The sequence below is a fragment of the Priestia sp. FSL R5-0597 genome (assembly GCF_038006305.1).
Classification (GTDB): Bacteria; Bacillota; Bacilli; order Bacillales; family Bacillaceae_H; genus Priestia; species Priestia zanthoxyli.
In genome coordinates, this window is record NZ_JBBOUZ010000001.1 from 2,666,450 (window position 1) to 2,688,542 (window position 22,093).

The window sequence follows — 22,093 nt, forward strand, 5'->3', positions numbered from 1 at the left end:
TCCATACTATAAAATTTATCCATTATGAATATCAAATTTACCTTCATATATTTTCAACTTGTACTCTCTTTGTTTCTATTCAAGTGTCTTTAAAAATTCAGTAAAGTTATCTGCCACATTATATGTAACAGGCTCAAACTCACCGGATTCTTCATGAGACCATATACAAACAGATGGATTATTTTTATCTGTTCTAAAATCTAAGCATACAAAGTCACCCGCAAATACACTAGCTATTGGCAATACCTCTGCCCCCAATAAGTCTTCGTTATCAGTTAACCTTTCACCTATTTGTGAAAATACAACATCTATGTCATAAATTCCTTTTGGGTGATTCTCAATATCATCTACTATACACAAAAACCTTTCTAAAGCATAACCACGGTTGTTACACTCAAATGTTGCTTCCTCAACCTCTACACCATTATTTTCTTTTATAAATTCTAAGAAAGACTCTGGTAATGAAAGTCTCCAAAATTTTTCGTGATTTTTTATTAATTCCTCTGAAGGCAATGGCCTTACTATAGTGTCCTGTTTTATTTTCATATTTCTTCTCCTTTCTTTAAATCCTATCTCGGAGCATCTGCCCACATTCCAGTAGATCTGCCACCATTATGAATAGTTATATTGTGTATTCCAAAAGGTACTAGTTCCATCTTACCTGGTACTTCAGTATGGTGCCATGTCATACCTTCTGGTCTTCCACCAATTACGTTATCTAGCCATTCAAATTGTGCCTCGTCAGACTTTAACCAGAGACTTTCTGGTAAATCTTTAGCCTCTACCACGAGTCCAGCACCCTTGAAATCTGCAAAACCATATCTCATTCCATCTGCTTTAATAACATTTACATTGGGAATCAGGCCATCTGCAATTGCTTTTTCCTTTATCAATTTTCGTTGGCGGGCAGTTAAATACTCTCCACCATGAAATGACTTATTCCATGACCAAGTTTTGTTTGTTTGAATTTTTTCACTGTATAGTCGAGCAAAATCATTGACAACATCATCAAAAGTTTTAGCACCATCAATAAACTCATCAATGTTTTTTAAGTTTACATTACCCGTACCTTTAGTAACTTCTTGAACCTTCTCAACTTCTTTAACAACCGGTTTCTCCACTCTCTCCACATTCGGGTTAGCCACAAATCGTCCGGTTTCTGAATCTTGGTATCGCTTGGCAGTTGGGTTATAGAGAGCTTGCGCCATCTGCATCGTCTGCTGCTTCACATTCTGCAAGGTCTCTCTCACCGTCTGCTGGGCAAGTGATGGACCAGCCGGCACAAGTTCTGGCATGAGTCGTGGCATACTGCTGTCTAGGATGTTGTTATACGTTTTATGTAGCGACTGTGTCCAAGAGGCCGGTGCGTTTTTGACGCTTTGGTAGGCTTGCTTTGTGACGTTGGCAACGGCGCTTGTGCGAAGCGTGTTGCGCATGTTGTTGAGCTTTTCGGTTCCTTTGGTCGCAAGGCTTTGTCCCATTTTCCCCGCTACCTTCGTAGAAAGCGCCCCAGCTCCAGCAATTCCTAATGCTTGCAGAAGGCTTGCTTTACGCTGCTCTTCACTGATTTTATTCCCGAACATGTCGCGTCCGGTCATGTATTCTCCTAAGCCGTTTGCAGCCACAAGACCGTAGAGGCCTTTTTCGGTTTGCTCCAGGACTTTGAAGGATTTAGCGGATTTGTAGGCGTCTAAGGCGCGATCCGCTGCGCTTAGGCCTTTAGCCGTTTTGTAGATGGCTTTTCCGCCTTTTGCGGCTCTTCCTACCCAGCCGACAACCGGAATGAAGCCGGCTGCTGCCATGGCTCCTGCTGCGACGCGCTGTGAGGTAGAAAGTTTTTCACCCGTAACAGGGTCCACGCCTTCTGCTGCTCGTTTATAATCATAATATCCGCTGACCTCTCCTGTAAAGGTAGAAACCGCGTCCCACGTTTTTTCATACCACGGCTTGTTTGCTTCTTCTTCTTGCTTTTTTTCCAGCTCGTATACTTCTTCTTGCTGCTTGTTGTAATCAACATATGAAGTGGCATAGTCGTTTAGCTTTGTTTGGACTTTATACAGCTCGCTGTCGTGATAGGCTTTTTCGTCAAAGGCAAGCTGATAGACACTTCCTCCTTGACTCGTAGCAAGCTCTAAGCCGCTTACTAGCGTATCCACTACCGCATAGAAGTCGTCCATTTCGCTGTATTCTTTTGACCATTCAGCGTCAAGCTGGTTCACTGCTTCAATTGTATCGGTGCGTTTTTTCTCTGCTTCTTCTATTTTATCGTTAAACTCACTCGTTGAAAACGCTGAAATAGAGACGATATCGTCAATACCGTTTAAAATACTCTGCAGATCGTCGTGCTGCTGCGCAACCATTTCTTTAGCATTGCTATTGGCGTTTTTTAGCTCTGTTTCTAAAAATGATTCAGTTACAATCGTGCTTCCTGATAGCTTTGCTTTTTCAGCTTTAACGTGAAGCGTTGAAAAATAGCTTTGCTGCATTTTAATTAAGTTTTCCCACTGTCCGGCCGTATCGGCGTGCTGCTTATAAAAAGATTTTATATTGTCAGCGCCTTTTCCTTCTAAGCTGCCATCTAAGTCCGCTACGCCCTGCAGCGCTTTTTTCAGTTCACCCAGCTGGCTTAGTAACTCATCGTAGGCTTTTTCCCTGTCTTTTGCTACATCAAACAGCGCTTTTGCATCGTATACCTTTCCCACAGTCATCCCCCTTTGCTGCTACGAATGGATAATAGATTCGTCTTGTTCTTTTAGTAAGTCTACATTAGATTTTGTATCTTTTACGTTTTTGTTTAGTGCTTTTATATAAGTAGAAATAAGCGTTTGAATTTCTTCTTCGCGCGCTTCCCATTTCTCTGTAGTATCAAGGCTGTTTTTTCCGAGGTCAGGCATTTTGCTAATGGATAAATTTCCAATCGCTGTGCTGACTGCTTCAAGCTTTTTGATAACGTCAGCGTGATCAAGCTTAATTGTCATGAAAACAGCCCCCTTCTAATTTCACTAATCTTGTTTTCTACTGCGTCATAGGCTTCTTCACCTTTAGCTAATAAAGAATCCGCTTCTCCAATAACGGCGTTCAAGCCACTCAAAGCTCCTTTTTCAGCTTCTAGCGCCCATATCTTTGTTTCAATTTCACGAATGTATCCATCGTAATCACCGTCTAAAATGCCTTTTATGTTGTCGTAGGCTGCCGTACGTTTTTCGTCAAAATCATCCGATAACGTACCCGTCCATTTGTCTCCCAGCTCAGGCTTTTTGATGTGTTCAATTTCTTTTAATGAAAAAGCTTGTTCATGCTCAATTTTACTTTTAGCCGTTCTTAGCTTAGAAATTTTCCCTTCTACATCTGAGACTCTTCCAGATACTTCACCCAGCAGTCCGTCTAATACGCTTCCTAACCCCATATCGTTCCTCCTGTTCCGCACATTTCGAGTTTAATCCAATAATTATAAGTATAAAATTTGTCTCATTATAGCTAAATAGGAAAAAACTCTCTTTTTTATGCTTCTAGTTTCATGAATTGAGATAAAAATGGAAAATCAGAGAAAAAAGACTCATGTCTAAATACGTCATCCAACCATATACCGTTATCTAAAACAAAGAATAAGTAGAATAAAACCATTTCTTTGTACCCATACCCGTTTTTTCCCACAAATTAAAGCTTTTTGCGTAAAAAGACCAGCTTTACTTCGTTTTTTTACACAGCAAAAAACCTCTGCACATCCTGCAGAGGTTTTGTTTTATACTTGAACCGGCGTTGGTTCTTCAGCTGTTTGTTCGTGCTGTATAAGTCCGTAGTTTTCCCATGCTCGGCTTTTCCAGCGAAAAAACATAATAACTGCGCGCGTCCATTCATCGGCTGCGATGGCAAGCCAAATGCCAGCGAGCCCCATGTCTAAATGGAAAACGAAGAAATAACCGAGCGGCAAGCTCATCATGACCATCGACATCGCACCAATTAACACCGGATATTTGGCATCTCCCGCTGCCCGCAGCGAGTTAATCAGCACAATGTTCATCGTTCTTCCCGTTTCAAGCACAATGCTCAGAAGCAGCACCGTCGCCCCAAGCTCAATGATATGCGGATTGTCTGTAAACATGCTGATCAGCTGTGTTCTGAATGTCATCACAAGAACAACCATCATCATCGTTACGGCACTGGCCCATTTGACGCTTTTCCATACGCGATGGTACGCTTCATCTTTTTCGTTTCCGCCTACTAAACGGCCGACAATAATCGCTGTACCCATTCCAATTGCAATGGCAAATAAGTAAATGAACATTGAAATATTCATCGCGTACTGTCTCGCAGCAAGTGATTCTGCTCCTAGGTAGGTTGCATAGTATAAAAAGACAATTTGACAGCCTTGATACATCACTTGTTCAAAAGCCGAGGGAATACCGATTTTTAAAATTTTACCGATATATTCTTTTGAAAGCGTAATGTAGTATTGAAATTTCACTCTATATTCCATCACTTGATACAGCAGCCAAAAGAACACAATAAGGGCAACGAATCGGCTGAACGCAGATGAAATCGCTGCTCCTTGCACGCCCATTTCCGGAAAGCCGAACTTCCCGAAAATTAAAGCATAGTTTCCTGCAATATGAAAAATGTTCATTCCAAGTGAAACAAACATCGCCTGCTTCGTAAAGCCATGTACGCGAATAATCGCTGCAAGAGAGTTAATAATCGCTTGAAGAAAAATAGCTCCTCCAACGATGGATAAATAGCTTTGTGCATACATCAGCACATCACCTTGTAAGTTCATCGCTTCCATCATATGTCTTGAAAACAAAAGAAAACCCGCGCTAATGACTAGCCCGACTCCTAAATTTAACGTAACGGCCAAAGCAGAAATCTTTGACGCTTCCATATACCGTTTTGATCCTAAATACTGAGAGACAACAATTGCCGCTCCGTTACCAATGACCTCTAACACCAAAATCGCAATGTGAAGGTATTGATTGGCTGCTCCGACTCCTGATACGGCATCATCCGACAGCGCACTTAGCATAAAGGTATCAGCAATCCCCATTAACATAAAAAGAAACACTTCTAAAAAGATCGGCCACGTTAAGAAAAACAAATTCAGCTTTTCTTTTGGCCCTTTTTTTGTTTCGACCGCGGTCATCCCATCACCTTCTTTACCGATATCCAATTTCAAACAAGAAGTATCTTACCACACATTTCCTTTGTATACATCCCCTTTTTAGCACATTTTTTATTTTATTTGTTTAGGCATAAAAAAAGCCGCTTCCTTAGAGGAAGCAGCTTTTTTTCCGGTATTAAATTGAAATTTTCACTTCTGCGTTCATACCTGGAAGAACTTTATCTGATGCGTCATCAATTGAAATTTTCACCGGTACTTTTTGCGTTACTTTTGTGTAGTTTCCTGTATTTTGAGCAGGAAGCATAGAAGACACTGAGTTTGTTGCGCGACCGATTGCTTCAACATGGCCTTTAAAGACTTTACCTGAATCTCCGTCCACTGTAATGTCGACGCTGTCTCCTTCTTCTAAGTCACCTAGGTCTGTTTCTTTAATGTTTGCATTGATATAGATTTTAGATAAATCAGCTGTTTGTGCTAACACATCGCCAGCTTTTACTAATTGATTTTGAGATGCGTTGTTTTTAATAATTGTTCCGTCAATCATAGACGTTACGTCTGTTGATTTTTCGCCTTCTTTTAAGCTTCCAACAGAATCACCTTGAGAAACGCTATCTCCTTCTTTTACATTCCATTCGCTTAACTGACCGTTAGCTGAAGCGATGACTTGTGAAAGCGGTGCTTCTACCTGCGCTTCATCTGTTTTAACGTAATTTGCTTTTTCGTAGAAATAATATCCACCAAAGCCTACTAGTAATAAAATCACAATGATTCCAACAATGTTAGTAACCAATAAACGACTTTTACTCATCGGAATTCCTTCTTTCTATAGTTAGTATATTATACAGAGGTTTCTTCTGTTTGAGGTGCCGGCAGCATTTTTCTTTCTTCTTGCGGCTCAGCTTCTTCTTGAACCTCTTCTTTTTGAACAAGAATTCTATTTTCACCGCTCCACGCTTTACTTAGTGAAGCAATGAGCATAATTACGCCTAAAATACCAAGCATGAAAAATAAGTTGTGATACGCATGTAAAATCGACGCTTTTTTAGCGCCTGCTACAACAGCCGTCACGGCCGATGTTTTTGCGTCTGCTTGACTCATTCCCATACCCATATAGCGTTTGATCATTTCAGATAGCTGCATCTTCACCTGAGGATCTACTGAGCTAATTTGACCTCGGAAATCTTCATAATAAATCGCGTTTTGTCGAACAACAAACCACCCAATCACAGGTGCTACAATCGCTCCTAATAAATTTCGAATGGAGTGCAGTGAAATGGAACGCATCGAAGCTTGATGTAAATCTCCGGCTAGTGCCGCTCCTAATGCACCGGATACCAGTGCCATACTAACACCCATACCAAAGAGCATAATGTGAACATATAAACTTACTAGTGATGTATCAGCTGATACGTTTACCCAGCTAAATCCTACAATGACAATAAGAAGTGATCCAATTGCTCCAAGATAACCTGGACCAAATTTGTCATATAAGAATGTCGTTGCAAATGCTGAAATCAGTACCCCAACAAAAAAGTATAAATAAAAATAAGAAAGCGTGGTGTACGATGCATTTTGCACATTTTGCATGACGCCATTAATACCTGCAATTGCTAAGATGTATGCCATATGACCGCCAATGGCCATAATTGTACCCGCAACTGGTTTTACGGCTAGCAGCGATTTTAATGGTACTAACGGATTTTCAGCCGCTAAATCAACTAAGACAAAAATGACAACTAACCCTGCTGCAGCTAGTAAGAACGGCCACACTTGGATAGAAGCAAATCCTTCGTATCTTAGTTCATACAGTGGATACACTAATAAAATCATAATAAGACTAAGAATAAAGATACTTTTCTTATCCACTGGACGGTCTTCTTGCTGAGTTGGATCATGAGCAGGTAATACCTTATATCCGATAAACAGAGAGACAAGAGAAGCAAGTATTCCTAAAACAAACACCCAGCGCCAATTATCCATGCTAAGAGATACAGCACCTAAAAAGGCTCCAATCGCCGTTGAACCGAACAGTCCGCCGATCGCTAATACTAAAAAGAAGTTTCGGATTTTATTCGGAAACGAAATCAGCGCAGCTGGAATAATGGTTAAAAACAGCATTCCTGAGCTTAAGCCTTGAATCAGACGACCAAGGGATAAAAACGCCACATTTTCAGAAAAAACGTTGATAATCGAACCTGCTAAAAAGACTAAAACGAACGTTAAGTATGCTTTACGCACGCCATATTTTTTCGCAAGCATCGGACCAATTGGTACCCCAAGTCCAAATGCCAAGTTAGAAATAATAGATGGCAATAGTAAGCTTTGTGTACTCGCATCAAATCGATTTTGAATCAATACTTGATTGACCGTGTAAGATAAATTCAAAAAATACTGAGGGCCAATTGAAAATAGCGTTAAAATCGCCATAATTAAGTATTTAGGTACGCTTAAACCTTGTTTGTCGGAGGCTACTGCTGGATTATTCTGACTCATATTTATTCCTCCTTTTATTAAATTCTTTTCATATGACTAACAATTCCTTACATATTTTATTGTACAAGTTGTATCATGCAAGTTATAGCAGCACTACATATTATACATCTTTTAATGAAGAAATCAACTTCTTTGTTTCAACTTAAAAAGACTATTTTTCAATAGCCTTTTTGTTCATCTATATGTATTCGCTTTAACATCCATTACTGCGCCATCTTTTAAAATCAAGATTCAAGCGTGATAAACTTTTTTCCAGTGCCAAAACCTCTTCTTCCGACCAATTTTCTAACACTTCAGCATAGGCTTGTTTACGCTTGCTTTGTACATGCTGCAAAATATCTTTCCCTGCATCCGTCATTTCAATTAAACTAATCCGCCCATTTTCTGGACTCGGAAAGCGACGAACAAACTGTTTAGTCTCAAGCGCAGATACTTGCCGGCTAGCTGTAGATAAGCTCAGCTTTAAATTTTCAGCTAATGCATTAATCCCGAGCGGACTGCGCTGATCTAGCTCGCTTAACAGTAAATACTCAGAACGGTCCAAGCTTCCAAGCTTAGGACTGTGCGTCGTTGTTAGACGAACAAGCAGCGCAATTTCGTGTTCAATGGTTTGCAGCGAGTCTCGCTTCACCTCTGTCTCCCCCTTTATCTCATGAAACATTCTGTACTTTTTAATATGTTTACTATACCGCAACCGTTCGCGTGAACCAACCTTTTTTCCGTTTTTCTTCTATTATATAGAAAGATATCATAGATGAGGTACATTTAATTCCAACATCACAGGACAGTGGTCGCTTCCCATTACATGCGGATGAATAGTAGCTTCTTGAATAACATCTTTGATTCTCTCCGAGACGATAAAATAATCAATGCGCCATCCGATATTTCGTTCTCTCACTTTGTTCATATACGACCACCACGTGTATGCTCCTTCTTGATTCGGATACAGATAGCGAAATGTATCAAGAAATCCGCTAGCAAGAAGCGTCGTCATTTTTCCTCGCTCTTCTATTGTAAAACCAGAATTCCCTCGGTTTGGCTTCGGATTACGCAAGTCAATTTCTGCGTGTGCTACGTTTAAGTCTCCGCACAAAATCACCGCTTTACGGCTATTCAATTTGTTTAAGTACACGAGCAAATCGTCTTCCCATTGAAGCCTTTCTTCAAGCCTTGCTAAATCTCTTTTAGAATTTGGCGTATACACATTTACTACATAGCATTGTTCAAATTCAAGCGTAATGATACGTCCTTCGTCTTCCGATTCTTTATCCACACCGTATGAAACCGATAAAGGCTTCTGCTTTGTAAAAACAGCCGTTCCAGAATAGCCTTTTTTCACGGCGTAATTCCAATACTGATAATACCCTTCTAGCTGCAAATCAATTTGGCCTTCCTGCAGCTTCGTCTCTTGAATACAAAATACATCTGCATCCACTTCTTGAAAATAATCTAAAAAACCTTTTCGCACACACGCGCGAATGCCATTTACGTTCCAGGAAATCAACTTCATAAACTGTCCACGTTCTCCTCACTTGATTTATGTATCAGTGTTTAGTGTAGACAATTTTTTGCACGAGTTCAAATAATTTAAAGAGTACTCTTCTCTTTAAGGTATTCCTGATATTTCTTCTTATTTTATTTTCTGTACCTCAAACACTAGATACAAGAGGTGAAACATAATGTCAACAAACTACACGTATGAAAATAACGAACAAGTTTCTACTGTTTCTAAATAAAGAAGAGCATCCTACTAAAGAATGCGAAACACAGAATCAAACGGCGCTTACCAAAGAAGATTTTTCTTTAAATGATTCTGCCATTAAGCACTTCAGCAGATAATGGCTCCGCAAAAATAGAGGTTGAGACATAGTTAAGTAGGCGAAACCTTCGTTTACCAAACCAATAAAAAGATCCGAACGATTTATCGTTCGGATCTTCCTTAAACTATTCCTACCCTAAGTTCTTTCTTTACGAAATAAAGCTGCGAATCGTATCTGCCACAAGCGCATGATCTTCTTCTTGCGACATACCTGATACGGTAATGGTTCCAATTACGCCGACGTTTTTAACCGAAATTGGAAATGACCCTCCTACTGCTTCGAATTCCTGAGGATTCGCTGCGTAAAACTGCGCGTAAGAACGATCTTTTAACTCGCAGTACAGCTTCATATAATACGAGCTGTGATGGTGACGAAGAACGGTGTTTGATTTTCGTTTTATCCATTCTTCATGATCGGGAATAGCCCCTTCCATCGCATGTTGAAAGAGAGTTTGACCATTTCGTTTAATACTTACGGTTACTGCCTTACCTTTGCTTTTCGCTTCATTAATAATGGCCGTGCCGATCTGTAACGCCTGGTCATTTGTAAATTGATGAAAGATTAGCTCTTTTTCCTGTTGAACTACTTTTTCAAGCAGCGTCTCTGTCGAATGATTATTCACTGTTTCTCGCTCCTTAGTTAAAATAAACCGCTCGTTTTTCTTTGCTGCTTTCAAATGCCGCTTCGATAACTTTAACCACGTCACGAGCTTCTTCTGCTGAAACCGGAAGCTCTTCTCCTCGAAGCAGGCTGTCGGCGATTTTTTGATAATACATTACGTAAGAACCGTGCAGCGTTTCAATTTCTGTTGTTTCTCCTTCCCCTGTTGTCAGCTTACCGTAGTGTTCAGGACGATCCGCTCCCCACGTATCATCCACAGGCTTCTTGCCAGCTCTTAGCATATCTTCTTGGCCGTCAATTCCGTATTTGATATAGCTTGCTTTTGTTCCGTGAACTTGAAAGCGAGGCCCGTTGCTTGGCACAATGGCGCTTGAATGTAAAATAACACGAAGAGAACCGTATCCAAGCACTAAGTGGAAGTAATCATCCGTGCGTGCATGATCTCGCTGCCCAAACACATCAGCTTGAACAAAGTCAGGCATTCCAAAAAGATGTAAAGCTTGGTCAATTAAATGAGATCCTAAATCGTAAAGCGCTCCTGACCCAGGTCCTTCATTTTCTCTCCAGCGGTCTCGAACAGCTGGACGATAGCGATCAAAATGAGCTTCATACATTTTTACGTCGCCTAATTTCCCTTCTTCAATCAGCTGTTTCACTGTCAAATAATCATTGTCCCATCTACGGTTATGATAGACGGTTAGTTGAACACCTTGTTCTTTTGCTAATTGAATTAATTCATTTGCTTCTTTTTCGGATACCACCATCGGCTTTTCAACAATTACGTGCTTGCCTGCGCGTAGTGCGTCTTTCACCATTTCATAGTGCATGCCGCTAGGCGTTGTAATAATCACTAAATCAATGCTGTCATCTTCTAGAAGTTCAGACAGAGTGCTCACTACTTCAACATCTTCTAAGTCGCTCTTTACTTTTTCAGGATTTGAACTCATTACCTTTGAAATATGAAATTCGTCTAACACGCTTAAAAGCGGCGTGTGAAAGACCGTTGCTGAAAATCCGTATCCTACTAATCCTACTTTTATTTTTTTCATCGTTTTTCCTCTCCTTTATCAAAATCTGTGACGATAAGCCGCACTTGATTTTGTTCTATTTTTTCTTTTACATCCGCTTCTGGGTCTTTATTTGTAATTAAGATATCAATGTCGCTCATATCACATACTCGATGTAAAAATTCACGTTCAAACTTCGTATGATCCGCAAGCATAATCACTTGTCTTGCACATTGAATCATCTGTCTTTTTAAAAACGCTTCTTCTTCACTTGGAGACGTAATAGCATCTGCACCAACGCCGCACGTACCTAAAAACAGCTGATCTACTTTGTATTCCTGCAACGTAGAAATCGTTCTTGGCCCGGTGACGTTACGGTTTTTCCCGTTAAACTTGCCCGGCAGCAAAAACGTATCACACGGGGTATATTGATCGAGCAAATCCACATTATCAATGGAATTTGTAATAACGTTTACATGCTTTACATCCATATACTTTGCCATCAGTGCGATGGTAGAAGACGTATCTAAAAGCACGTCATACCCCTCCGACATTAACGCAGCTGCTTCTTTAGCAATTTGTTCTTTCGCTTTGGTAGGCGTTCGCTCACTGTAATCGATGATATGACTTGACGATAGCGTCGCTCCGCCTTTGACTCTCATAACCTCACCGTGTTCTTCAAGCTTGACTAAATCGCGTCTCGCCGTATCTTTTGAAACGGTGAACATATCGCAAATTTCGTCTAATGTAATCGTGCGGTGTGTGTGAAGGTATTCAATAATCGCACTCATGCGCTGCTCTTGATACACCCGAATACCCTCCTTTTTTACTTTGATATGAGCTAATTGTAGCGCAAAGAAAAGTTAAAAACCAGAAAAAAACTTAAAAAAATTAAGTTTTTTACTTTTTTAACTTAAATTATAAAAGTACACAAACGTCTTCTGGAAATAACTATCTTATTTTGGATAATACTTCTTTTATATCTGATACCCTTTCACGCTTTTGACTAATCGCTTATGATTTAGACTTCTAGCAAACAAACGTATGTGCAAAAAAAAGCGGGAATCTTTACGATTCCCGCTTTTTCGTTACATCTTATGTTCAAGCGCCTTGAAGTTTTTTTGAAATTGCTCCAAGCGAACAAGTCCTTCTTCACGAAGGCGTTTATTTTCTTCTTCAATTGCTTTTGTTTCCTGCATTCCTTTCATAATAATATTCCACGTTTGTTCCATCGTTTCTACTTTTACGCTAGGGGCACCGGACATTTTGGCGATTTTAACACTTTGCTGTGAAATATTTTCTGCATTTCGAATGAGCAGTTCATTTGTGCGTTTGTCTAATTCGTTCATAGACTCCGCTACTAAATTTTGACGCTTTGCTGCGATTGCGTTAATAAGTCCATTTTTAAAAATAGGAATCGTTGTAATAAACGCCGAATTGATTTTTCCGATCAGCTTTGTATTTCCTCGCTGCAGCATACGGATTTGAGGAGCGGATTGATAAGATACTTGTTTTGCCATTTCTAAGTCATATAATCGCTGCTCCATTAGCTCAACTGCGTTTTTTAAAGTTTGAAGCTCCATTGCCGCCAGCTGATTTCCACTCGACGCTCTTTCTTCAAGCACCTTTAGCTCTTGTTTTAACTCTTCTACTTTCACTTCGCCCGCTACAATGTATTTTTCAAGCTCCATATAATACTGATAGTTTTGCTCGTAAAGCTGTTCAAGCGTTGTGGTCGAATGCTTCATTTCCGTTTCATATTTTGTAATCTCTACATATACTTTATCAATTTCAGAGCCCATTGTTTCATATTTTTGAAACAGCTTATCCACTATTTTTTGACCGCGTTTAAAAAGCTTAGAGAAAAACCCTTTATCTTCAACAAAATCCTTTGCATCAAATTTATCCATAATTTTTCCAAGCTGCTTTAATAATTGACTTGACTCTTCCATGCTAGACGATTTAATTGTACTAAGCACTTTTCCGGAAAACGAGGAAATTTCATTAGCTGTTTCTTTCCCGTATTCAAGCAGAGCCAGCTGATTTTTATAATCAATTTGTTCTGCCAAGCGACGTACTTCCGGCTCTTCTCGCAGTTTTGCTTTTACTTCGGTAGGCTTTGTTTCTAAAACTTCTTCGGCTTCGTTTACATCTAAAGGCTGTAATTCATTTGTTGCCATTTAAAAACCCTTCTTTCTTTAAAAGATTCGTTTTAACCATTTTTGAATGAGCGACGGCTCTTTGAATTCTTCATTAAAGCTAATATCTTCTAGCCAGTGCATATCGAAATACTTTTCTTCGACGAACGCTTCTATATCCAGTTGACCGGTTGGATTAAAGAGAACAATATCAACGCCGAATTCATTTAATAGAAGCAGTAAAGCTGCATCTTCACGCGTAAACGCTTCTCGTTCATTTCCATGATAAATAATGAGACGGGGTACATGCTGCGTATAATCAAACTTTTGAAGCATGCGAAGCACGTTGTTTGGAAGCTTCAACGACTGATTAAACAAGTACATTTGATGCTGATACGCATCTTCATGATCTAACCGAAGAAGCTTTGAATGTGCACAGTACCTAGAAATAGCTGCAGCGAGCCCTTGCTGAAGCCCGATAGGCAGCTCTTTATAGCGCCACCAGTTGCTTTCAATCATTCTATCAGGACTGAGCGTGCCATCACTTCCGAGAGCTCCTTGATAGTGAAAGTGATTATTTCCTTCTATTTTTTTAGCAAAAGGAACAGAATCAATCGTCAGAGCTAACTCATCTTCCGTTTGCATGAGCTCATGAACTTTACTCCAGTACTCTTTTCGGTTTTTAGAGATACCAAGTACTTTTGAAAACAAGACCGGCACGTGTACATATGGCTTGGACACTTGAAAATTAGGACGAATAAACGCCCGTTCTCTCATTAATAAAAAGATTTCATCATACGTCGTTTTAAGAGTAACTGAAGTTGGAAAATACGAACGAAATTGCCAAGGTTTATACAGCATGGACTCCTCTGAATGAAGCAATTGCTCAATTTCTTGAGAAGCTCGAAATGCTACCGTACCTTTTCGAACCGGTTTATCCGTTGGAAAAGGTACAAGAGAGCTAGTAGAAGGAAACGTATAAACCGTTGTTAAGTGCTGATTCTTATCTACTTCTTTTAAATTATCCTTTCCTTCTGGATGAAAGGTAAGGACGTCAAAACCTAGTAAAATTAAATAATGGAGAAAATACTGCTCGCTTTTATTCGCATCTCCGTACCACATGATGCGAGGCGCGTGCTCAGGAAATGCTTTATCGACCATCCAAGGTTTTACATGATTCCACTGCCACTTTATTAAATCGATTAATACGCGTTGAAAATGCCCGTCCATAAAGCCCTCTGCGTGCTGTTCTTTAAAACACGTTAACGTTTCAATAAATTTTTCACGTACTCTTCTATGTATAGCGGGATTTTCTGACTTCACGATCAGCTTTTTTCCTTCTAAAAAAGCAAATAGCCGATTGACAGAAAGGCCGTGCTCTTCTTGATTAATTTTAAGGATCGTTTGTACTTCTTTTAATCTATCATTAGAAATGGACTTATCAAGCTTATCTTGCAAGACAATAATTGATGGTGATGAATGCGCAAGTTCATAAAGAAAATCTGCGTACTCGTCCGCATCAAGATGAGTGCCTAAATATCTGCCTGCCACTTGTTTATAGGTAGTTTGCTGCTCATTTTGTATAAAGTCACCTCGCAGAGAAACATCTTTAGAAAAAAGAGAAGTTCCATCCTCCTCGTTAAGATTAATCATACGAGGATCAATTAATTTACTCACACCTTACAGCTCCTTTCTTTTCAGACATATACATGCTAAAAAGAAAGGGTACTCGTTAAAGCACCCTTTCTTTTTCATTTATCGCATGCCTTTTTTATACGGATAGTCCGTAGTTGCGGCAAAGATCGGCCAATCCGCCAGAAAAACCGCTGCCAATGGCATTAAATTTCCAGTCGTTTCCGTGCTTGTATAGCTCACACACCACAACAGCTGTTTCGATTGAAAAATCTTCGCCTAAATCATAACGAAGCACTTCTTCATTTGTTTGGGCGTCAATGAGACGAACAAACGCGTTGGATACTTGTCCAAAGTTTTGTCCGCGAGCATCTGCGTCGTGAATCGTGACGCTAATTCCGATTTTTTCAACGTGGTCAGGAAGAAGAGAAAAATCAACGGCGATTTGCTCATCGTCTCCATCTCCTGCACCTGTACGGTTGTCACCGGTATGCTCCACAGCTCCGTTTGGACTTTTTAAATTGTTGTAAAAAACAAATTCTTCGTCATTTACAACTTGGCTTGATTTATTGGCTAAAAATGCACATGCATCTAAATCGAAATCTTGAGATCCAGCATATTTATTTGTATCCCACCCAAGACCTACTATCACTTTTGTTAAGCCTGGGTTCGTTTTGGTTAGGTCAATGCGCTGACCTTTTGATAAAGAAATTGACATAAAAACATCCTCCGTACATTTTCTTACTTTAATGATTAGGCGTTTAAACCAAAGTCGTTTACAAGTGCCGCTAAGCCGCCTTGATAGCCGCTGCCAATAGCATTAAACTTCCATTCTCCACCGTGTCGATACAGCTCGCCTACCACGACCGCTGTTTCGATCGAGAAGTCTTCACCTAAATCATAACGAATTAACTCTTCGTCATTTGTTGCATTTAAAATACGAACGTAGGCGTTGCTTACTTGGCCAAAGTTTTGACCGCGTGCTTCCCCTTCATGGATCGTAATGGTGAACGCAATACGTTCAATAGATTGAGGCACATTTTTCAAATCTACTTGAACCTGCTCATCGTCTCCTTCACCTACGCCTGTACGGTTATCTCCGGTATGTTCAACCGCTCCGTTTGCACCCGTCGTATTGTTGTAAAAAATAAAATCAGATTCTGAAGCGCATTTTCCCGCTCCGTTTAATAAAAAGACAGATGAATCTAAATCAAAATCGTTTCCACCGTCATACTTATTTACATCCCACCCAAGACCTACTACTACGTTTGTTAATCCTGGATTCGTTTTTGTTAAATCTACTTTTTGTCCTTTTGAAAGATTAATAGCCATTTCGTTTCCCTCTTTTCTAGTTGTTTATTTTGTATATTTGTTTGCAATTTCAGCCAATCCAGTATCTCTCGTTGCATCTCCAGTTGCTGAAAACTTCCACTCTTTTCCGTCTCGATAAATTTCACCTGCAAATAAAGCTGTTGCTCCTGAATGATCTTCAGATAGATTAAAGTGTACAAGCTCTTCGTTTTTAGCACTGTCCACAACACGGATAAAAGCATTTTTAATCATACCGAAATCTTGGTTTCGCTCAACACACTGATAGATGTTGACTACAAACACAAGTTTATGTACGTTTCCAGGAACATTTTTTAAATTAACAAAAATTTGTTCATCGTCCCCTTCACCTGCTCCGGTAAGATTATCGCCTGAATGCTTGACGCTTCCACAGTTACTATGACGATTTCCAAAATACACAACGGCTGAGTTACTTACAAGCTTATCATTCGAATTGAGCATAAGAACAGATGCATCGCAGTCAATCTCTGGGCCGCTTCCTCCAAAACCAAAAAAGCTGCGTTTTTTTACAGGATCCCATCCTAATCCAACCGTAATAGAAGATAACCCTTCTCTTCCCTTTGTTAAATCAATTTTCTGCCCTTTTTGTAGATTAATAGCCACGTTTATTTACTCCTTTACTATAGCGAACACGTTCTTTTACAGGTTCTATATAACTTTACATAATAGCGTAGATAAATGAAAAAATAGTGAAATCTTTGATACTATTTTTAACGTTTACGTAAGTCTTCTTATGGAGAGAATACCACAATTTGGTGATTGTTTCAAAAATTAAGCTATGTTTTATAACGTAAATTCATTGACTGAGAGTTTAAAATTTAAGTTAAACTATTAAAAAAAAGCTGTCTCTAAACCGGAAATCGGAGTTATGAGACAGCCTTTTTTGGCTTATTGAGCTATTTTTAAAGTCGGTTCTTGCTGTTCAGCTGTTTTAGCAGCTGCCACGTTTTGAATACGACCTTCAGCTTTGTATTCAAACGGGCTCTGAAGTGTTTTAATATAGTTTACCGTTGCTTGCAAATCTTCTGGTCCTACTTCCATATCTGAAGAAAGTGCGCCAATCCCGTATTTTTCATTTCCATACATATAGTTATTGACTACTACCGTATATTCTTTTTCTTTGTCGATTTTACTTCCATCTGGAAGCGTGATATCGACGACTTTATTAGTACTACTATCCCACGTATAGTTAAAGCCTGCAATATGGAAATCTAGTCCGGATGATGTAATTTGATTGTTTAACACCGTTTCTAAATCCGCTCCGCTTAGCTTTACTTTATTTAAGACGTTGCCAAACGGCTGAATCGCAAACAAATCACCGTATGTCACGTCACCTGCATCAAGCTGTGAACGAACGCCTCCGCCATTCATTAAAGCAAAGTCAGCGTTCATTTCTGCTTTCATACCGTCAGCAATTAAGTTTCCAAGCGCGATATCCCCTGTTGCTCCACTAGAAGGATAGCCCTTTGCCAAATCTGTAGATGAATTCCCAACCACTTCTGCTTTAATAGGCGCTGCTAAATCTTCGTACTTTTTCATAATGCTTGAAACTTCAGGATCTGGCGTATAGTCTTTTTGGTATACGGTCACAATTTTTGCATCTTTTTTCACGATGTCACCCGTGTTATCGATTTCAACGTCTACGTCAGAAAACGCTGAGCCGTATGAATAAGCTTGAACGATTAGTTTGTTATCTACTACTTTGTTGTTGTATACGTGATTGTGAGCTGAAAAGATCACGTCAACTTCATCGTCAACTTTTTTAGCGATATCTGCTGCATCAAACTCGGTAGACGTTCCATTTTGATTAGATGGATTATGAGCAAGTACCACAATGGCTTTAATACCTTGCTTTTTCAACTCTGCCGTATATTTATCAATCGCTTTTGCTTCGTCCGTAATTTCTAAGTTTTCATTTCCTTTACGAACGATCATGCTTGGCGTTTCTTGTGTTACAACGCCGATGAAGCCGATTTTTTTACCGCCTACTTCTTTTATTGCATAAGGTTCTGTAATTAATTTATTCGTTGACGTATCATAAGCATTTGCCGCTACTACCGGGAAATTCATGCCGTCGTATCCTTTTGTTCCTTTTGGATGGTCTCCGCCTTCAATCATACGGTGAAGCTCAGCAATACCTTCATCAAACTCATGGTTTCCAAGCGTCCCTACATCAAACCCAAGCGATTCCATCACTTCAACCGTTGGCTCGTCTTGAAACAGCGCTGAAACTAGCGGACTTCCGCCAATCATGTCTCCTGCATGAACTAAAAGCGTATTCGGATTTTCAGCTTCTTGTTTACGAATAGCTGCTGCTGTATATTTCATATTTCCAGCTAACAGCGATTGGCCATTTGAATTGATTTTTGTATCTGTATCGAGCTGACCGTGAAGGTCGTTCATGCCTAACAGCTGAATCTTTGTATTATCTTTTGATTCGCCGTTTAAATTAATTTTGTAAATGCCGAATCCTTTGTCGTCCGTTTTATTTGTATACGTAATGTTACTTCCTTCAGTTAAATAGCTTTCTCCGCGCGGTGAGCTTGTGAACGTCACGTTAGCCGTTCCGTTAATTGGTGCAATGGACCAGTTATCATCAGCTGTCGGCGTAATTTCTTTTTGTTCGGTGATGTAGTCCATTAGAATTTGACGGTTTTCATCCGCTGAATCCACCACAAGCTCGCTTCCTTTTAGACCAGGGAAGTTTCCGCCTCCGCCAGCTCGGTAGTTATTTGTCACAACGATAAACTCTTGATTCGGGTCAACTGGTTTACCGTTATACGTTAAGTTAACAACTCGGCTTGAATCTGCGTGAATCACGTTTCCATTCACATCGTATTTTGCTGGTTTTGTCACGTCGATTTGGTATTGAACGCCGTCAATGACGTCAAAATTATAAACAGGGAAGCTTGGGTTTAATAATTCCTGCTCTTCTGTTTTGTTCGGTGTAATTTGATTAAACTTACCGGCAGACATATCAATCCAGTCTTTTACCACAGAACCTTTTACTTTGACCGCTTTTAACGTGTTGTCATATAGATACAGGTCGCCTGCGCTTCGAATCGTTAAGTCACCTTTTTTAATTTCCGTATATTCATCAACGCCGTTTCTTCCTGCTTTAAAAGGGGCTCCCACTGATAAAATCGGAAGGTCTTTATATTCCGGCTTGTTTTGAGAAACGTATTTTTCCACGTAGTCTTTTTGTGCATTTGTTACAACTTGAATAGAGGGATCATCTTTCACAAGAGAAAAATAGCTGTGAATATCATCCGTCGTTTTACCGATGGGTGTGTTCACATATTTAACCGTTGCATCGTGATCTTTTTGAACTGCTTTAACAACACCTTTATCCGGTTCTACCGTACTTTGCGTAACCGTTTTCCCTGACGCGTCTTTTACGTCTTTATACGTTTCACGCGTGGACGATTGAGAGTTTACTACTTTCCATTTTCCTTTTTCTTCTTTTAACGTTAAGTCAATTAAGCCAAGTGACCCTCCGCCGTAACCTGCTTGGACAGCCGGAACGCCGTTGATTGTTCCTTTTGCATTATCAACGCCAGGAAGAGGCTTTTTATCTGCTCCAAGGAACAAACCGTCTAGCGAAGCTTCCGTTTTAGCAGGGAAGACTTTATGCGTATGCGAAAACGTAATAGCATCAATGCCTTTTACTTCACTTAATGAGTAAATGACATCTTCCGTGTTTTGCTTGTTGCTGCTAAACCCGGAGTGAGCCATCGCGACAACTACGTCCGCGCCTTTTTTCTTCATTTCTGGAATGTACTTGTTGGCTGTTTCCACAATGCCTTTTGTAATGACTTTTCCATCAAGGTTTGCTTTATCCCAATCGTTAATTTGAGGAGGCACAAAGCCAATGAAACCAACTTTAATCGTTCGTTTCTTTCCATTTTCATCGACGACTTTTTTATTCATAATTTTATACGGCGTAAATTTATTTTTGTCGTTTTTCGGGTTGTTGTCATGATCATCAACGTAAACATTGGCATTTATGTAAGGAAAGTTCGCGTCGTTATACGCTTCTGTTAAGAAGTCTAATCCATAGTTGAACTCATGATTTCCAAGTGTTGCAATATCGTAATCCAGCTGATTCATGGCTTTAAATACAGGATGAACTTCACCTTTTTTCAGCGGGTTAATCTTGGCTTTATACGTGCCTAGAGGCGTTCCTTGAATGAGGTCTCCGTTATCTACTAATAAGCTGTTTTTTACTTCTTTTCGAGCATTTTTGATTAAGGTAGCGGTTTTAGCTAAACCTACTTTTTCATAAGGGGCGTCTTTGAAATAATCATAGTTTAATAGATTCGTATGAACATCAGTTGTTTCCATCAGGCGTATATTCACAAGCGCATCTTTTTTATTGTGGCCTTGATGCTTGCTTTGCTGTGAGCTTTGTCCAGGGTGACGTTCTTCTGCTCCTGCCTGTGTAGTTAGAAGCGGCATTGATAATAAAGAAAGTGCCAGTGATGTAGTTAGTATTTTCTTCGTTTTGCTGCGTTTGTTCTTTTTCATCTACCATTCACCTTTCAAGTAAGTTATCATCGCTATAAATCTAGCAACTGTTCAAAAATAGTATAGCAGAAAAGATTTATAAAGGATGTAAATTTTTTGATTTTTTAGTAAACCATTTGTATGCGTTTTATTAACTTTTTGTAAACCGAAAAATTTTTTTTAGTTTCTCTCTTTAAAACAAAGGACTATAGTTTTTATTAATTGGATGAACCCTCCTTTTTAAATGAGTCTTATTACCTAATACATCAACGTTCCCACGTTCTCTTTTCATTCAAAAAAAATTTATTTCAAGCGGTGTGTATATATGTACTATACATAGGATATGAAAAGCAGACATTAAGTTTGTCACAGCTTCTAACAAAATTTCGTAGATATAAAAAAGAAAGAGAAGGTTTTTCCTTCTAATAAATAGATATATTTATATAATTTTACATTTATAACATGGAAACGAGATTGAATTATAAGGCATACCTACTATATCAATCCAATCTAAAGCATCTATACACATGAAACCTACGTTCATCCTACAAATAAAAAAATCCGAACGAAGTTGATTCTCCATCAAGAATCGTGATTCATCGTTCGGATTTTCTTCAATTAGCACACTTTTGTCCCAGGTTTGTTTTTTTACTGACCTAATTCTTTAATTTGTTTCATAATACTTGATACATCTTGAATTGATTGAAACAATTCACTGTTTTTTAGCGCTTCTGGATTGAAGCTGCCATCCTTTATATTGGCTTCATACGCTTCAATTCCACTAATGATTTTTTCGTTTTGCTGAACAAGCTGATCGTGCACATCAGAAGCGATGTCAGGAGCTTTGGTTTGATTAAATTCTTCGGCTTTCCCTTTCATTTCCTGCAGCTTTTGCTCGAGCTTTTTTATTGCCTCATCGTCATTAACAGCTTTTTCCGCTAGAGGCGGTATTTCTTCAGCAAACTTTTGAGCTTCACTCACGTAATCTTTCGCATCGTTTGCGTAGTTCAACGTACTGCTTGTATCTTCAAGAAAAGAACAGCCGCCGACCATAAAGAGAACAGCAGTTGACATGACTAGCATCCACTTTTTCACTTAGCACTCAACCTTTCTTATTTTCTTTTCTACTATCTTCTTTTCGATTTTCGTTTCTTTAACTCTTTCATAATAATGGGTACAGCTTTTTTTATTCCTTTTTTTACAGCGGGGCTTTTTAACAGTCTCGATAGTTTTGACATTTTTAAGCTCCTCTCTTCTTTTGAAATAACAAAAAACACCTTTACCATATGTGGTAAAGGTGTTTGTATCCAGACCTTTACCAATGGCAACATTGGCAAAGGTCTCGCTAACAATTTGCATTGTCAATAAAGCCGGAGATAATAATCTCGAAATGACGACTTTACTGCAAGA

General features: G+C 39.3%; 19 protein-coding genes. All 19 read right to left on the reverse strand.

Going from position 1 to position 22,093, the window contains the following annotated elements:
* Positions 1 to 75: 75 nt before the first annotated feature.
* Positions 76 to 546: an SMI1/KNR4 family protein gene (locus MKX72_RS13625; protein WP_033579222.1), complete on the reverse strand. Its 471-nt coding sequence runs from the start codon at positions 544 to 546 to the stop codon at positions 76 to 78.
* 23 nt (positions 547 to 569) lie between these two features.
* Positions 570 to 2,702 carry a T7SS effector LXG polymorphic toxin gene (locus MKX72_RS13630; protein ID WP_080754431.1) on the reverse strand — a complete coding sequence of 711 codons (2,133 nt, stop codon included), beginning with the start codon at positions 2,700 to 2,702 and terminating at the stop codon, positions 570 to 572.
* 18 nt (positions 2,703 to 2,720) lie between these two features.
* Positions 2,721 to 2,978, reverse strand: coding sequence for a YwqI/YxiC family protein (locus MKX72_RS13635; RefSeq protein WP_013083474.1), 258 nt, complete (start codon positions 2,976 to 2,978; stop codon positions 2,721 to 2,723).
* Complete coding sequence (locus tag MKX72_RS13640; protein ID WP_155008040.1) at positions 2,975 to 3,406, reverse strand: YwqH-like family protein; 432 nt, start codon at positions 3,404 to 3,406, stop codon at positions 2,975 to 2,977. The genes MKX72_RS13635 and MKX72_RS13640 overlap by 4 nt, the downstream gene beginning before the upstream one ends.
* Positions 3,407 to 3,742: 336 nt before the next feature.
* On the reverse strand, positions 3,743 to 5,137 hold the full coding sequence (locus MKX72_RS13645; protein ID WP_033579223.1) for an MATE family efflux transporter: 1,395 nt from the start codon (positions 5,135 to 5,137) through the stop codon (positions 3,743 to 3,745).
* 154 nt (positions 5,138 to 5,291) lie between these two features.
* Positions 5,292 to 5,924, reverse strand: coding sequence for an HlyD family secretion protein (locus tag MKX72_RS13650; protein ID WP_025751627.1), 633 nt, complete (start codon positions 5,922 to 5,924; stop codon positions 5,292 to 5,294).
* A gap of 29 nt (positions 5,925 to 5,953) precedes the next feature.
* Positions 5,954 to 7,609 (reverse strand): MFS transporter, encoded by a 1,656-nt coding sequence (locus tag MKX72_RS13655; RefSeq protein WP_028413057.1) that lies wholly within the window; start codon positions 7,607 to 7,609, stop codon positions 5,954 to 5,956.
* A gap of 193 nt (positions 7,610 to 7,802) precedes the next feature.
* Entirely contained in the window at positions 7,803 to 8,240 is a 438-nt protein-coding gene (locus MKX72_RS13660) for a MarR family winged helix-turn-helix transcriptional regulator (RefSeq protein ID WP_014459764.1), read from the reverse strand.
* A gap of 117 nt (positions 8,241 to 8,357) precedes the next feature.
* Positions 8,358 to 9,119, reverse strand: coding sequence for an exodeoxyribonuclease III (locus MKX72_RS13665; RefSeq protein ID WP_028413056.1), 762 nt, complete (start codon positions 9,117 to 9,119; stop codon positions 8,358 to 8,360).
* A 458-nt stretch (positions 9,120 to 9,577) separates the two neighbouring features.
* Positions 9,578 to 10,051: a heme-degrading domain-containing protein gene (locus MKX72_RS13670; RefSeq protein WP_033579224.1), complete on the reverse strand. Its 474-nt coding sequence runs from the start codon at positions 10,049 to 10,051 to the stop codon at positions 9,578 to 9,580.
* 13 nt (positions 10,052 to 10,064) lie between these two features.
* A complete protein-coding gene (locus MKX72_RS13675; RefSeq protein ID WP_155008039.1) occupies positions 10,065 to 11,099 on the reverse strand; it encodes an oxidoreductase in 1,035 nt (344 codons plus the stop codon).
* The gene (locus MKX72_RS13680) at positions 11,096 to 11,866 is read right to left on the reverse strand and encodes a DeoR/GlpR family DNA-binding transcription regulator (RefSeq protein WP_033579226.1); all 771 of its coding nucleotides are present in this window, start codon (positions 11,864 to 11,866) and stop codon (positions 11,096 to 11,098) included. Before MKX72_RS13680 ends, MKX72_RS13675 begins: the two co-directional genes overlap by 4 nt.
* 279 nt (positions 11,867 to 12,145) lie before the next feature.
* Positions 12,146 to 13,237: a toxic anion resistance protein gene (locus MKX72_RS13685; protein ID WP_033579227.1), complete on the reverse strand. Its 1,092-nt coding sequence runs from the start codon at positions 13,235 to 13,237 to the stop codon at positions 12,146 to 12,148.
* A gap of 18 nt (positions 13,238 to 13,255) precedes the next feature.
* A complete protein-coding gene (locus tag MKX72_RS13690) occupies positions 13,256 to 14,872 on the reverse strand; it encodes a YceG family protein (RefSeq protein WP_033579228.1) in 1,617 nt (538 codons plus the stop codon).
* 94 nt (positions 14,873 to 14,966) lie between these two features.
* Positions 14,967 to 15,545, reverse strand: coding sequence for a TerD family protein (locus MKX72_RS13695; RefSeq protein ID WP_028408240.1), 579 nt, complete (start codon positions 15,543 to 15,545; stop codon positions 14,967 to 14,969).
* Positions 15,546 to 15,580: 35 nt separating this feature from the next.
* A complete protein-coding gene (locus MKX72_RS13700; protein WP_025751616.1) occupies positions 15,581 to 16,159 on the reverse strand; it encodes a TerD family protein in 579 nt (192 codons plus the stop codon).
* Positions 16,160 to 16,183: 24 nt separating this feature from the next.
* Positions 16,184 to 16,780 (reverse strand): TerD family protein, encoded by a 597-nt coding sequence (locus tag MKX72_RS13705; RefSeq protein WP_028408239.1) that lies wholly within the window; start codon positions 16,778 to 16,780, stop codon positions 16,184 to 16,186.
* A 285-nt stretch (positions 16,781 to 17,065) separates the two neighbouring features.
* The gene (locus tag MKX72_RS13710; RefSeq protein WP_155008038.1) at positions 17,066 to 20,704 is read right to left on the reverse strand and encodes a multifunctional 2',3'-cyclic-nucleotide 2'-phosphodiesterase/3'-nucleotidase/5'-nucleotidase; all 3,639 of its coding nucleotides are present in this window, start codon (positions 20,702 to 20,704) and stop codon (positions 17,066 to 17,068) included.
* 627 nt (positions 20,705 to 21,331) lie between these two features.
* On the reverse strand, positions 21,332 to 21,778 hold the full coding sequence (locus tag MKX72_RS13715) for a DUF6376 family protein (protein ID WP_049164979.1): 447 nt from the start codon (positions 21,776 to 21,778) through the stop codon (positions 21,332 to 21,334).
* Positions 21,779 to 22,093: the final 315 nt, after the last annotated feature.

Bases quoted from the DNA above. Each gene is read 5' to 3' on its own strand.
- MKX72_RS13625 (WP_033579222.1), bottom strand. From the start codon at position 546: ATGAAAATAAAACAGGACACTATAGTAAGGCCATTGCCTTCAGAGGAA.
- MKX72_RS13635 (WP_013083474.1), bottom strand. From the start codon at position 2,978: ATGACAATTAAGCTTGATCACGCTGACGTTATCAAAAAGCTTGAAGCA.
- MKX72_RS13640 (WP_155008040.1), bottom strand. From the start codon at position 3,406: ATGGGGTTAGGAAGCGTATTAGACGGACTGCTGGGTGAAGTATCTGGA.
- MKX72_RS13645 (WP_033579223.1), bottom strand. From the start codon at position 5,137: ATGACCGCGGTCGAAACAAAAAAAGGGCCAAAAGAAAAGCTGAATTTG.
- MKX72_RS13650 (WP_025751627.1), bottom strand. From the start codon at position 5,924: ATGAGTAAAAGTCGTTTATTGGTTACTAACATTGTTGGAATCATTGTG.
- MKX72_RS13655 (WP_028413057.1), bottom strand. From the start codon at position 7,609: ATGAGTCAGAATAATCCAGCAGTAGCCTCCGACAAACAAGGTTTAAGC.
- MKX72_RS13665 (WP_028413056.1), bottom strand. From the start codon at position 9,119: ATGAAGTTGATTTCCTGGAACGTAAATGGCATTCGCGCGTGTGTGCGA.
- MKX72_RS13675 (WP_155008039.1), bottom strand. From the start codon at position 11,099: ATGAAAAAAATAAAAGTAGGATTAGTAGGATACGGATTTTCAGCAACG.
- MKX72_RS13685 (WP_033579227.1), bottom strand. From the start codon at position 13,237: ATGGCAACAAATGAATTACAGCCTTTAGATGTAAACGAAGCCGAAGAA.
- MKX72_RS13695 (WP_028408240.1), bottom strand. From the start codon at position 15,545: ATGTCAATTTCTTTATCAAAAGGTCAGCGCATTGACCTAACCAAAACG.
- MKX72_RS13700 (WP_025751616.1), bottom strand. From the start codon at position 16,159: ATGGCTATTAATCTTTCAAAAGGACAAAAAGTAGATTTAACAAAAACG.
- MKX72_RS13710 (WP_155008038.1), bottom strand. From the start codon at position 20,704: ATGAAAAAGAACAAACGCAGCAAAACGAAGAAAATACTAACTACATCA.